The 12211-nt window shown below is 72.6% G+C and carries 11 protein-coding genes; 6 read left to right on the top strand and 5 right to left on the bottom strand.

The window, feature by feature from the left end:
• Positions 1–4: 4 nt before the first annotated feature.
• From ACFQGU_RS14740 to ACFQGU_RS14720, 5 genes are all read right to left on the bottom strand, one after another.
• Positions 5–1678 (bottom strand): glycoside hydrolase family 13 protein, encoded by a 1674-nt coding sequence (locus tag ACFQGU_RS14740; RefSeq protein WP_386767945.1) that lies wholly within the window; start codon positions 1676–1678, stop codon positions 5–7.
• The gene (locus ACFQGU_RS14735; RefSeq protein WP_386768307.1) at positions 1675–2091 is read right to left on the bottom strand and encodes a globin domain-containing protein; all 417 of its coding nucleotides are present in this window, start codon (positions 2089–2091) and stop codon (positions 1675–1677) included. The genes ACFQGU_RS14740 and ACFQGU_RS14735 overlap by 4 nt, the downstream gene beginning before the upstream one ends.
• Before the next feature lie 85 nt (positions 2092–2176).
• Complete coding sequence (locus ACFQGU_RS14730) at positions 2177–3688, bottom strand: SDR family oxidoreductase (RefSeq protein WP_386767943.1); 1512 nt, start codon at positions 3686–3688, stop codon at positions 2177–2179.
• A gap of 153 nt (positions 3689–3841) precedes the next feature.
• Positions 3842–4819, bottom strand: coding sequence for a mechanosensitive ion channel family protein (locus ACFQGU_RS14725; protein ID WP_386767941.1), 978 nt, complete (start codon positions 4817–4819; stop codon positions 3842–3844).
• Between the two features lie 10 nt (positions 4820–4829).
• Positions 4830–6923: a prolyl oligopeptidase family serine peptidase gene (locus ACFQGU_RS14720; RefSeq protein ID WP_386767939.1), complete on the bottom strand. Its 2094-nt coding sequence runs from the start codon at positions 6921–6923 to the stop codon at positions 4830–4832.
• A gap of 179 nt (positions 6924–7102) precedes the next feature.
• Between ACFQGU_RS14720 and ACFQGU_RS14715 the strand changes: the two genes are divergently transcribed.
• The 6 genes from ACFQGU_RS14715 (at position 7103) to ACFQGU_RS14690 (ending at position 12210) form a co-directional block, all read left to right on the top strand.
• A complete protein-coding gene (locus ACFQGU_RS14715) occupies positions 7103–7261 on the top strand; it encodes a hypothetical protein (protein ID WP_386767937.1) in 159 nt (52 codons plus the stop codon).
• Positions 7262–7321: 60 nt separating this feature from the next.
• Complete coding sequence (locus ACFQGU_RS14710; protein WP_386767935.1) at positions 7322–7639, top strand: hypothetical protein; 318 nt, start codon at positions 7322–7324, stop codon at positions 7637–7639.
• A 126-nt stretch (positions 7640–7765) separates the two neighbouring features.
• The gene (locus ACFQGU_RS14705; protein ID WP_386767933.1) at positions 7766–9214 is read left to right on the top strand and encodes an amidase; all 1449 of its coding nucleotides are present in this window, start codon (positions 7766–7768) and stop codon (positions 9212–9214) included.
• Positions 9215–9279: 65 nt separating this feature from the next.
• On the top strand, positions 9280–11400 hold the full coding sequence (gene malQ, locus ACFQGU_RS14700; RefSeq protein WP_386767931.1) for a 4-alpha-glucanotransferase: 2121 nt from the start codon (positions 9280–9282) through the stop codon (positions 11398–11400).
• Between the two features lie 56 nt (positions 11401–11456).
• Positions 11457–11834, top strand: a complete 378-nt coding sequence (locus ACFQGU_RS14695) for a hypothetical protein (RefSeq protein ID WP_386767930.1) — start codon at positions 11457–11459, stop codon at positions 11832–11834.
• Positions 11731–12210: a DUF5130 family protein gene (locus tag ACFQGU_RS14690; protein ID WP_386767928.1), complete on the top strand. Its 480-nt coding sequence runs from the start codon at positions 11731–11733 to the stop codon at positions 12208–12210. The genes ACFQGU_RS14695 and ACFQGU_RS14690 overlap by 104 nt, the downstream gene beginning before the upstream one ends.
• Position 12211 lies beyond the last annotated feature (1 nt).

The raw sequence follows: 12211 nt of genomic DNA, 5'->3' as shown, positions 1-12211 counted from the left end.
TCGGCTACGCCAGCCAGACGGCGGAGGCGGGCGGCAGGTGCAGCATGCCGTCAGCCTGGCGCGTGACCCCGCCCGACTCCACCAGGATCTCGCCGTCCACCGCAACGATGCGGTCGCTGCCGCCCATCGCGAGGAACACAGTCACCGGCCGGTCGCCGGGGCGCTCGAACGCCACGATGTCGGAGTGGCCGGCGTCGATCCACCGCATCTCGCCGTCGCCCAGGCTCTCGAGGCCCTTCCGGACGGCGAGGGCCCGCTTGTAGAGCGAGAAGGTCGACCCCGGGTCGGCCTTCTGCGCCTCGGCCGTGAACGGCCCCCACCCGTCGGGCTGGGGGAGGTGCGGCGTGCCCGTCGAGAAGCCGTACGGCGACGCGTCACCCGACCACGGCAGCGGCACGCGGCAGCCGTCGCGGCCCTTCACCTCGCCGTGGGTGCGGAAGAACGTCGGGTCCTGGCGCTGCTCGTCGGGGATGTCGAGCACCTCGGGCAGGCCGAGCTCCTCGCCCTGGTAGAGGTACGCCGACCCCGGGAGCGCCAGCGACACGAGGCTCATCGCGAGCGCGCGGCGCTTGCCCGTCTCGAGGTCGATCGTCGTCGCGTCGAGCCAGGGGGCGAGGCGCGTGACCGGTCGCCACACGTCGTGGTTCGACAGCACCCAGGTGCACGGGGCGCCGACCGCCGCGGACGACAGCAGCGAGAGGCCGATGACCTCGCGCAGCTTGTCGGCCTCCCACCAGGTCTTGAGGAAGTGGAAGTTGAACGTCGTGTGCAGCTCGCCCGGGCGGGTGTACGCCGCCTGGGCCTCGGGCGTCGCGACCCAGGCCTCACCGACGAACGCGCGGTCGGGCGAGTACTCGTCGGCCACGCGGCGCCACTCGCGCCAGATGTCGTGCACCCCGGGCTGGTCCCAGTGCGGGGAGTCGGCGATGGCCCCGGCGAGCACCTGCGCGTGGCCGTCCTCAGGCTTGTCCTCGTCGGGATAGCCGGGCGCCTTCACGAGCCCGTGGGCGACGTCGATGCGGAAGCCGTCGACCCCGATGTCGAACCAGAAGCGGAGCGTCTGCACGAAGTCGGCGTGGACCTCGGGGTTGTCCCAGTTCACGTCGGGCTGCGAGGAGTCGAAGAGGTGGAGGTACCACCAGCCGGCGTGCCCGTCGACGGGCGTCCACGCCGGGCCGCCGAACGCGCTCCTCCAGTCGTTGGGCTCGATCTCACCGTTCTCGCCGCGGCCGCGCACCGCATGGAAGCGCGCCCACTCCGGCGAGTCGATCGCTGCGCCGGCCGTCTCGCGGAACCAGCGGTGCGCCCACGAGAAGTGGTTGGGCACGACGTCGACGAAGATCTTGAGTCCGTTCGCATGGCAGTCCTGCACCAGGCCGCGCAGATCCTCGACCGTGCCGAGGCGCGGGTCGACGTCGCGAGGATCGGCCACGTCGTACCCGCCGTCGAGCAGCGGCGACGGGTAGAACGGCGACAGCCAGATCGCATCGACCCCGAGGTCGACGACGTGCGCCAGCCGCTGGCGGATGCCCGGGATGTCGCCCAGGCCGTCGCCGTCGCTGTCGGCGAACGAGCGGGGGTAGATCTGGTAGACGACGGCGTCGCGCCACCACGGGCGCTCGATGCGGCTGGGGAGACCGGCGTTGCCCTCGCGCTCGGGCAGGTCGGTGGTGGTCATCGGGGTTTCTCCTGGATGTCGTCGGCCACCGGGATGCCGGGCTGCTCGTCGGGCACGTGGTTGACCATCGCGATGGCGGCACCCACGAGGTAGCGCCAGAGCTCCTGCTCCCACGACGGGTCGAGGCCGTGCTCGTCCATCGCGAGGTCGAGGGCGCGGCGCATGTGCGACAGCCAGGCGTCGCGGGCGGCGTCGTCGATCACGTAGGGGTTGTGGCGCATGCGCAGGCGCGGGTGGCCGCGCTCCTCGGAGTAGGTGCCGGGGCCGCCCCAGTACTGCTCGAGGAACATCCGCAGCCGCCGCTCCGCGGGCTCGAGGTCGCCCGGCGGGTACATCGGCCGCAGCAGCGGATCGTCGGACACGCCCTCGTAGAAGCGGTGCACGAGGGTGGCGAAGAACGGGGATCCGCCCATGGCCTCGTACGGGGTCGGGGGAGGTCCTTGCGTCACGTGCCCATCATGCCCGTTCGCCGACGGCCGCCCGACCTCGCCCGGCCGTTCAGGCGGCGTCGATCGTGGGCAGGGTGCCCGTGCGCTCGAGGGTCTCGGCGTTCTCGCGGATGTTCTTCAGCATCGAGCCGAAGATGATGCCGTGGAAGGGGAGCATCGCCTTCCAGTACGCCTCGCCCGGCATCCCCCGGGGGTGGAAGCTGGCCTTCTGCGTGTAGACGGTGATCGGGTGGCCGTCGGCGTCGTGGTCCTCGCGGATGCCGAGCTCGAGCCAGGCCAGCCCGGGCATCCGGAACTCGCCGCGCAGCCGCAGGAGCCTCAGCGGCGTGCGCTCCTCGACCCGCCAGAAGTCGAGGGGGTCGCCGATGCGCAGGGTCTCCGGGTGGCGTCGTCCGCGGGCGAGCCCGACGCCTCCGACCGCTCGGTCGAGCCAGCCGCGCACCTCCCACGCGAGCGGGAAGGAGTAGTAGCCGCGGTCGCCGCCGAGGCCCTCGATCACGCGCCAGAGCGAGGCGGGCGTCGCGTCGACCACGGTCTCGCGCGCGTCGACGTACAGCGCGCCTCCTGCCCAGTCGGGGTCGCTGGGCAGCGGGTCGCTCGGCGCTCCGGGCAGGCTCGAGCTCGACCAGGAGGTGCGGACGTCGGCGTACTGCAGCTTCATGAGCGCCAGCTGGACGGCGCGCTGGTACGGCACCAGGCCGTCGACGGGGTCGGGGATGTAGCGCGCGATGTCGTGCTCGGAGCAGACCGAGGGCGCCGACAGGCTCTCGACGAGCGGTCGGGCCATCGTGCTGGGGACCGGCGTCATGAGCCCGACCCACCGGCTCGACAGCCGCGGTGTGAGGATCGGGGCTCCGATGATCGTGCGCTTGCGCAGCCCCGCAGCCCTCGCGTAGCCCTGGATCATCCCCTCGTACGTCGTCACGTCGGGGCCGCCGATGTCGAACGTGCGGTTGACCTCCGGCGGCAAGGCGGCTGCCTGCACGAGGTAGTAGAGGACGTCGCGGACCGCGATCGGCTGCGTCGGCATCCGCAGCCACCTCGGGGTGATCATGAACGGCAGTCGCTCGGTGAGGTAGCGGATCATCTCGAAGCTCGCGCTGCCGCTGCCGATGATGACGGCGGCGCGCAGCTCGGCCGTCGGCACGCCCGACCCGCGCAGGATCTCGCCGACCTGGCGCCTGCTCGCCATGTGGTCCGAGAGGCTGCCGGGCGCGTTCTCGGGGTGCAGCCCGCCGAGGTAGACGACGCGCTTCACCTTCTCGTCGCGCGCTGTCGTCCCGAAGATCCGGGCGAGCAGCACCTCGACGTCGTGGAACCCGTCGCCGGCCATGAGCGAGTGCATGAGGTAGTAGGCGACGTCGACTCCGCGCAGCGCCGCTCGCACGGCGTCGGGATCACCGGCATCGCCGCTGACCACCTGGACGTCGTTGACCCAGGTGCGGTCGACGAGCCGCTCGGGGTGGCGGGCCAGCACGCGCACCTCGTGCCCGGCGGCGAGCAGCTCGGGGACGAGTCGGCCGCCGATGTAGCCGGTGGCACCGGTGACGAGGCACAGCATGCCTGCAGTCTGTCGGGGATGGCGGCGAGGCGCAGCGCGAGCGCCGCTGGCTGGGTAACCAGGGTGCGCTCTGCGACGTGATCGGCACTCAGCTAGGTACAGAGGGTCAGGCTGGGTAACCAGGGTGCGCTCTGCGACGTGATCGGCACTCAGCTAGGCGGGAGGCGGCGTCGCGGGGGGAGTGCTGCCCGGCAGGTTCTGGCGCACCAGCACGGGCACCTTGATGCCGGCCTCGTCGAAGCCGAGCTTGATCTGCTCGCGGATCGCCCGCGCGGCGGTCATCTGCTGGTCGGGCGCGGCCTTGGCGATGACCCGCACGAACATCGCGTCACCGCTCACGCTCTCGACGCCGGCATAGGTGGGCATCCCGAACAGGATCCCGTCGTACGCCGGGTCGCCGTCCATCATCGTGCCGACCTTGTCGACGATGCGGCGGACGCGGTCGAGGTCCTCGTTGAACGCGACGGGCACGTCGACCACGGCGGTGGTCCAGCCCTGCGACCGGTTGCCGACGCGCAGGATCTCGCCGTTGCGCACGTACCAGACGATGCCGGACAGGTCGCGGACGCGCGTGATGCGCAGCGTGACCTCCTCCACCGTGCCGATCGCAGGGCCGAGGTCGACGACGTCGCCGACGCCGAACTGGTCCTCCAGCACGAGGAAGATGCCGGACAGGAAGTCCTTGACGAGCGTCTGCGCGCCGAAGCCGAGCGCGACGCCGACGACGCCGGCGCTGGCGAGGATCGGCGTGAGGTTGACCCCGGCCTGGGCCAGCACGACGAGGATCCCGAGCCCGAAGATCGTGAAGGTCACGATGCTGCGCATGAGCTGCCCGAGCGCCTCGGCGCGCTGCTCGCGCCGTGCGGTCATGAGGACGGCGGTCAGCTCCTGCGTGTGCTCGGCCGCGCGGGCCTGACCTGGTCGGTCCTGCCGCAGCCGCTTCTTCGCCTGCTCGGTGACCCGGCGGATGATCCGGATGCAGATCCACCAGATCAGCAGGGAGAACGCGATGGTGAGCCCGATCGTCAGGGCGTAGTCGAGGAACCAGTTCCAGACGCTCGTGAGGACGTCGACGGCCGCATTGCCCGCCTTGGTGTCCTTGGCGGTGCTCGCGAGCAGGGATCCGGTCACGTGGACGAGCCTAACCGGCGCCCGGCTCGAGCCCCGTCCAGTGCGCGACGAAGGCGAGCGTCTCGGCCATCTCGTCCACCGACTTCGCCACCGAGCGGGCGCCGTGGCCGACGTTGGCCTCGGTGCGCAGCACGATCGGCCGGTCGCCCTTCGACGCGTGCTGCACGGCTGCGACGAACTTGCGCCCGTGCATGGGGTCGGTGCGGCTGTCGTTGTCGAACACCATCATGAGCAGGGCCGGGAAGTCGGTGCCCTCGGGCACGTTGTGGTACGGCGAGTACGACAGCAGCCAGTCGAGCTCCTCCGGCACCGTGGGGTCGCCGTACTCGACCGTCCAGCTCTGCCCGAGCTGCGAGGTCGTGTAGCGCACCATGTCGAGCAGCGGCGCCTGGCAGACGACGGTGCGCGCGAGATCCGGTCGCTGCGTGACGACCGCTCCCATGAGCAGGCCGCCGTTGCTGCCGCCGATCACCGCGAGCTGCTCCGGAGTGGTGCGGCCGGTCGCGATCAGGTGCTCCTGCGCGGCGTGGAAGTCGTCGAACACGTTCTGCTTGTTGGCCAGCATGCCGTCGCGATGCCACTCCTCGCCCTCGTCGCCACCGCCGCGGATGCAGGCGACGGCGTACACGCCCCCGGCCTCGACCCAGGCGAGCGACGTCGACGAGTACGCCGGCTGCATCGCGATGCCGAAGCCGCCGTAGCCGGAGAGCAGCGTGGGACGCGGACGGTCGGGGCCGTCGGACGGGGACAGCACGAACATGCGGACGGTCGTGCCGTCCTTCGACGTGAAGGTCTCCTGGCGGCTGAAGACGGTGGGCACGTCGACGTGCCCGGGCGGCGACGCGTACAGCGTGACCGCGCCCGTGCGCCCGTCGTACGTGTAGACGTTCGACGGCGTCGTGTAGTCGGTGTAGACGAACCACACGACCGGGCCGCCGTCCGGCCGCTCGACGATCCCGCCGAGGGTGCCGATGCCGGGGAGCGCGACGTCGTCGAGCTTCGCGCCGGTGGCGAGGTCGTGCAGCGTCATCTCGCCGACGCCGTGCCTCGACCAGGTCGCGAGCAGCCGCGGCTCGGGCATGTCGTCGCCGTCGAGGACGGCGAAGTCCTCGAGCACGGCGGTCGGGTCCTCCGGCAGGAGGTCCACCCAGTTCTCGGCCGTCGGCGTCGCGGGGTCGACCACGGCGAGGCGGCCCATCGGCGCATCGCGATCGGTGTGGACGTAGAAGCGGCCGTCGCGGCCGAACGAGATGCCGGTCTGGGCGTCGACGTCGACCTGCACCGGCACGAGCTCGGGGGCCTCGAGGGAGGACGTCGTGAGGTCGGCGATCCAGAGGTCGTTGCGCGGCTCGGTGCCCTCCTGCGATGACACCTGCAGCCAGCGGCCGTCGATGCTGACCGAGACGCCGTAGTAGTTGGTGATCGTGCGGTCGGCGCCGAAGATCTCGACGTCGGTGCCCGGGTCGGCGCCGAGGCGGTGCAGGTAGACGCGTCGGTGGAAGGGCCGCTCGTTCTCGGGCACCAGCGACGGGTCGAGGCGGCGCACGTAGTAGTACGCCTCTGCTCCCGGCAGCCAGGCGATCGGCGAGAAGCGCACGCGGCCGATCGGACCCTCGAGCTGCTCACCGGTCGCGACGTCCATGACGAAGAGGTCGGGCTCCTCCGTGCCTCCCACGGAGAGCTGGTAGGCGAGGAGGTGCCCCTCCTTGCTCGGCTGGAACGCGTCGAGCGTGGTGTGGCCCTCGGGGTCGAGCTGCATCGGGTCGATGAGCACCCGCTCGGTGCCGTCGGGGTCGATGGTCCAGAGCACGGCCATGTCGCCGTCGGGCTCGCGGCGCATGAAGAACGCGCGGTCGCCGCGGTGCGCGGGCGGGCCGACGCCGCCGGCCTTGAGCAGGGCGCCGACCCGTGCGCGCCAGTGCTCGGTGGTCGTCCAGGTGGCGGCCTCGGCGTCGTACAGCTCCGCCTGCTGCGCCGACCAGGCTGCGCGCGGCGCATCGTCGCCGGCTTCTCCGCTCTCGAGCCAGCGGTAGGGGTCGGGGACGGGTCGACCGTGGAGGTCGTCGACGACGTCGAGGCGCGGGGCATCGGGGTACAGCGGCACGTCGCACACCCTAAGAGCGCAGGTGCGCCCCGCCTCCCGCCCTGCCCCTTCCGGCGCGCCGTCCCGTCGCGCGGACACTCCCGGTGCCGCCGCCGTCACGCGCTGCTGCATCCGCCCACGTCGGCGGTCGGCGAGGAGGACGGTGGTGGCATCGGGAGATCCGACCACGGGGAGAGCTCATGAGGCCGCTGACCTGCATCATCGGGTTCCACGCCTGGCACGCCGTCACGCTCGAGGACCGGATCCGGGCCATCGTCTGCCTGCGCTGCGGCAAGCAGGAGATCCCGGACGCCAACGTCGCCATCAGGCTCGGGTGGGACCAGCACACCCACGGCTGACCGGACGCACTGCGCTCCGACCCTGTTCCAAACGCCGTCGGGGCTGCCACGCTGTTCCCCGTGAGCACGCCCGTCGACCTGCCGTGCGCCGAGTGCGGCGAGCCCATGGCCGATGGCGGCGTGCCCCTGGCGGCGCTGTACGTCGACGCCGACGGGCACGAGGTGGACGCCGACCTCGCCTTCTGCACCCCTGCCCACCTCGACGCCTGGATCGACCGCGTGCGCCCCGTGGCGGTCGCCCGGTCGGAGTCCGAGGCGCTGTGGCGCGGTGCACCGCGGACCCGGCTGCTCGGCTACCTCGGGTGCTTCGTCGCGATCCTCACGGCGCTGGTCGTCATCGTGCTCGTGGGCTTCCTCATCGGCCGGCTCCTCGGCTGACCCCCCGCTGATACTGATCCATCCGTCGCTTCCGGGCCGGGTCGCGACGGATTGACCAGGGTGAGCGGATGGGGTCGACGGCCGGGTTCTCCGAACAAGTCGCGGGTTCGACGCGATCATGGCGCCATGGCTGACCTCCACGACCTCACGGCGCTCGAACAGGCGGCGGCGATCCGCAGCGGCGAGGTCAGCTCGCTCGAGCTGACCGAGCACTACATCGCACGGACCGACCGGCTCGACGAGACGGTGGGCGCGTTCATCACGCGCACCGACGACCTCGCCCGCGACGCGGCGCGGGCCGCCGATGCGCGCATCGCGGCTGCCGATGCCGGCGAGCCGCTCGGCGCGCTGTTCGGCACCGTCGTCCCCGCGAAGGACCTGGTCTTCGTGGCCGGCGTGCGGTGCACCCTGGGCTCGGTGGCGTACGACATGACGCCGTACGGCGACGACAACGTGGTGACGCGCATGCGCCAGGGCGGGCTCGTCATCACGGGCAAGACGAACACGCCCGAGTTCGGCCTGCCCTGCTACACCGAGACGGCCGTGGCGCCACCGGCTCGGACGCCGTGGGACCTCTCGCGCTCCGCCGGCGGGAGCAGCGGGGGAGCGGCCGCCGCGGTCGCGGCCGGGCTCGCGAGCGCGGGCCACGGCTCGGACGGCGGCGGCTCGATCCGCATCCCTGCGAGCGTCACCGGTCTCGTCGGCATCAAGCCCGCGCGCGGCCGGATCTCCAACGGCCCGTTGCGCGATCCGGTCGGCGAGCTGCCCACCCAGGGGGTCCTCGCGCGCACGGTGGCCGACGCCGCCGCTCTCCTCGACGTGCTCGCCGGGCCGTTCCCCGACGACCCGTTCCCGGCGCGGCCCATGGCGGCCGGCGAGACGTTCCTCGCCGCAGCGGGCCGCGATCCCGGTCGGCTGCGGATCGGGCGCTACGCGACGCCCGTCATCGCCGAGGCGGACGTCGACCCGCACTGCCTGGCCGCGTGGGACGAGGCCTCGCGGCTGCTCGAGGGACTCGGGCACACCGTCGAGGACGTGCCGCCGCCGTTCGGCCCGGAGTCGGTGCCCGCCTTCGAGTCGGTGTGGTCGGTGCTCGCGCTGCTCACCCCGGTGCTCCCTGAGGACGAGCAGCGCCTGCAGCCCCTGACGCGCTGGCTGCGCGAGCGCGGCCGGCAGGTGAGCGGCATCCAGCTGGCCGGCTCGGTCTCCACCATGCGGCTGCTCACGCGCATGGTGATCAACGCGACCTCGGCGTACGACGCGATCCTCACGCCCACGCTCGCTCAGCTGCCCTCGCTGGTCGGGCCCGGCGGCCTGCGCGACGACGACGACCCGGCCGCCGACTTCGAGGCGCAGAAGCGGTTCACGCCGTTCACCGCGCCCTACAACATCACGGGGCTCCCGGCGGTCTCGGTGCCGATCGCGTGGCCCGAGGTCGACGGGGTCACGCTGCCCGTGGGCGTCCAGCTGGTCGGCCGGCCCTACGACGAGGCCACCCTCGTCATGCTCGCGGCCCAGCTCGAGGAGGCCGCGCCGTGGGCGCACCGACGCCCGCCGCTGTGGTCGGCGGTGTGACAGCGTTTTCATCCGGAGGCCCCCCGGTCTGGAATACCGGCCCGTGAAGTGGGCAGGATGGGGTCGTGGACACTGACCTTGCTGCCCTCGCGGCGGCCTACGGCGTAGCGACGGAGTTCTGGGACCAGGCCGGCCAGCACCAGGCGGTGCCGACCGAGACCGTGGTCGCCGTCCTCGCCGCCCTCGGTGTCGACGCCACCAGCCCGGGCGGGATCGCCTCGGCGCTGCACGAGCGCCGGATGCGCGACTGGCGCAAGGCGTTGCCGCCGGTGTTCGTGGTCCGTCAGGGCGAGCCGGCGACCACCTGGGTCCACCTCCCGCACGGCGACAGCGCGCGCCTCTGGATCGAGCTCGAGGACGGCGGAAGCCGCAGCGACGTCGTGCAGGTCGACCGGTGGGTCGAGCCGGTCGACGTCGACGGCTCGCTGGTCGGCGAGGCCACGTTCGCCTTCCCGACCGACCTGCCGACGGGCTGGCACCGGTTGCACGGCGAGCTGCGCAGTGCCGACGGCGGCACCCGTCCCATCGGCACCACGCTGGTCGTGACCCCTCGCCGGCTCGAGCTGCCCGAGCGGCTCCGCGGCCGTCGTGGCTGGGGCTTCGGCGCCCAGCTGTACTCGGTCCGCTCCTCCCGCTCCTGGGGCCTCGGCGACCTCGGCGACCTCTCCGACCTCGTGGCGTGGAGCGGCCACGACCTCGGGGCCGACTTCGTGCTCATCAACCCGCTGCACGCGGCGTCGCCCGTGCCGCCGATGGCGCCCTCGCCGTACCTCCCCGTGACCCGCCGCTTCGCCAACCCGATCTACATCCGGGTCGAGGACGTGCCGGAGTACGCCTACCTCTCCGAGGCGGGGCACAAGGCGATGACGATGCTGTCGGCGCCCGTGAAGGCCACCAACGTCACGGCCGACCTCCTCGAGCGCGACCCCGTCTGGGCGGCCAAGCGGTCGGCGCTGGAGTTCGTGCATGCCGTGCCGCTGTCGCCGGGACGCAGGGCGCGCTACGCCGCCTTCCGCGAGCGCGAGGGCGCGGGCCTCGACGACTTCGCCCTCTGGTGCGCCCTCGGCGACACCTACGGTCAGCCGGCCGACTGGCCCGAGGAGCTCGCCGACCCGAAGGGCCCGGCGACCGAGAAGGCCCGCGCCGAGCTCGCCGACCTCGTGGAGTTCCACACCTGGCTGCAGTGGGTGCTCGACGAGCAGCTCGCGGCGGCGCAGGAGGCCGCGATCGACTCCGGCATGGCCATCGGCGTCATGCACGACCTCGCGGTCGGTGTGCACCCCGAGGGCGCCGACGCCTGGGCCCTGCGCGACGTGCTCGCGAAGGACGTCGCCGTCGGCGCACCGCCGGACATGTACAACCAGATGGGGCAGGACTGGTCGCAGCCGCCGTGGCGTCCGGACGCCCTGGCCGAGGCCGCGTTCATCCCGTACCGCGACATGCTGCGCACGGTGCTGCGGCACGCGGGCGGCATCCGCATCGACCACGTGCTCGGCCTGTTCCGTCTCTGGTGGATCCCGCGCGGCATGCCGGCCAACCTCGGCACCTACGTCCGCTACGACCACGAGGCGCTCGTCGGGATCCTCGCGCTCGAGGCGCAGCGCGCCGGCGCCGTCGTCATCGGCGAGGACCTCGGCACCGTCGAGGCATGGGTGCAGGACGTCCTGCGCGAGCGCGGCATCCTCGGCACCTCGATCCTGTGGTTCGAGGCCGACCAGCAGGGCGCCCCGCTGCACCCCGAGCACTGGCGCGAGCTGGCCCTCACGAGCGTGACCACCCACGACCTCCCGCCCACGTGGGCGTTCATCGAGGGCGAGCACGTCCGGCTGCGGCACGAGCTGGGCCTCCTGGCGACGTCGTACGAGGAGGAGCTCGAGGCGGCGCGGCGCGACCTGGCCGCCTGGGTCGGGCTGCTCCAGGGTCGTGGTCTGCTGAGGCCGGGCGCGGGAGCCGACGAGGTGGTCGAGGCGCTGCACCGGCTGATCGCCCAGACGCCCGCGCGGCTGCTGTGCATCTCGCTCGCCGACGCCGTCGGTGACAAGCGCGCCCAGAACCAGCCCGGCACCGACCAGGAGTACCCCAACTGGCGGGTGCCCCTGACCGACGGCGCTGGCAACCCCGTGCTCGTGGACGACCTGCCGGGCAATGCGCTGCTGCGCCGGATGGTCGCGACCATCGCCGGGTGACCGGCCTGCTGCTGCTGGCGGCACCGGGTGCGGCCGGACGGGAATAGGATCCGACCATGGCCTCCACCCTCCGCGCCCGTTCCCGGGCCGCAGCAGTCGTCGTCACCGCCGTCGCGCTCACCGCCGTGGCAGCCGGCCCCGCCGCAGCCCTTCCGGGTCGTGACCTGACCTTCGACGACGGCGAGCAGCGCGGGACGACGATGTCTGTCGGGACGGCGTTCCTCGTGTTCGTGGGCATCCCGCTGGTCGTGGCCGCGCTCGTGTGGCTGCTCGTCAAGGCTCCCGGCTGGACGCGTTCGGGCCGGGCCAACGAGACCGACGCCTGGACGGGTGACCCGCTGGCCGTCGGTGCACCGTCCGCGGGCGAGCCGGTCGCGCTCGACGCGGGGTCGGACCAGACCGAGGGCACCGGGGGCACCAGTGCCCGTTGGTGATCCCGTCAGCCCGTCGCAGCGGCTCGCGATCGAGCAGGCTGTCCACGCCGCTGAGACCACGTGCGGGCTGATGTTCCGGGTCCACGTCGGCTCCATGCCCGAGGGGCGGGCGTCCGCGGAGCGGATCCTCGCCGAGAGCGGTGCGGCCGCATCCGAGACCGTCCTCGTGGCCGTCGATCCCACCACCAGGACGCTCGAGATCGTCACCGGCTCGCGCGCTGCGACGTCGGTCAGCGACCGCACCTGCGGCCTCGCCTCGCTCACTATGACCTCGTCATTCGCGGCCGGCGACCTCGTCGGCGGGCTGCGCGCCGGTCTGCAGCTCCTCAGCGCGCACGCGCGAGCACCGCACCTGCCGCACCTCGACACCGTCTAAC

The sequence above is a fragment of the Longivirga aurantiaca genome (genome assembly GCF_042660085.1).
GTDB lineage: Bacteria > Actinomycetota > Actinomycetes > S36-B12 > CAIYMF01 > Longivirga > Longivirga aurantiaca.
The sequence above is the reverse complement of the archived record's forward strand: the minus strand, read 5'-3'. Positions and strand labels throughout refer to the sequence as shown.